General features: G+C 65.7%; 1 protein-coding gene. It reads left to right on the top strand.

Annotated features, from left to right (window positions below; translation table 11 throughout):
- Positions 1-195: 195 nt before the first annotated feature.
- The gene (locus tag OP498_RS18530) at positions 196-345 is read left to right on the top strand and encodes a hypothetical protein (RefSeq protein WP_280554828.1); all 150 of its coding nucleotides are present in this window, start codon (positions 196-198) and stop codon (positions 343-345) included.
- The last annotated feature ends 261 nt before the right edge of the window (positions 346-606 follow it).

The following is a 606-nucleotide window of genomic DNA, read 5'->3' as shown; positions in this document are numbered from 1 at the left end:
TGTGCCGAGTGCTCCGGCCGGAAGCCGTACGAGCCGTCTAGAAAGTCGTGCTCGTAGAGCGGCTCCAGCAGGGCCACCACGGCACGCTGCAGGACCTTGTCTTCGAAGGTGGGGATGCCGATCGGCCGCGTGGTGCGCCCATCTCCCTTGGGAATATGGACGCGCCGCACCGGCGGCGCCCGATAACGACCACTCTTGGCCCCCCTCCAGCAGGCGCTGGATGTTGGCCTCGAAGTCGCTCGCGAAGTCGTCCGCCGTCTGGCCATCGATCCCGACGGCGCCATCACGGCGCGTCATCAGGGTGGCCGTCTTCAGCCACTGGGCATCGATGTAGTGCGCCAGTGACGTGAAGGCACGCTGCGGGAAGCGCTCTGCCAGCGCTGCTATCCGCCCTTGTTTCGTGTACATGGACACAGATTCCTGTGCATCTGCCATGTGTCCCTCCTGCGGTTCTGATGATTGGCCGCCCCTTCCCTCCAGCGGGTCCCGTCGAGTCGGTTCCCCGCCTTCCTCGGTACTACGAGCGACTCCGACTCCCGCCTTTCCGTCCGGCTGGCTCCTTCTGGTCGCCTGGCCGTACCCCCTGAGTGCCTGGTGTTTGCTTCC

Origin of the sequence: Halomonas sp. 25-S5 (assembly GCF_029889845.1) — a bacterium.
Classification (GTDB): Bacteria; Pseudomonadota; Gammaproteobacteria; order Pseudomonadales; family Halomonadaceae; genus Halomonas.
The sequence above is the reverse complement of the archived record's forward strand: the minus strand, read 5'-3'. Positions and strand labels throughout refer to the sequence as shown.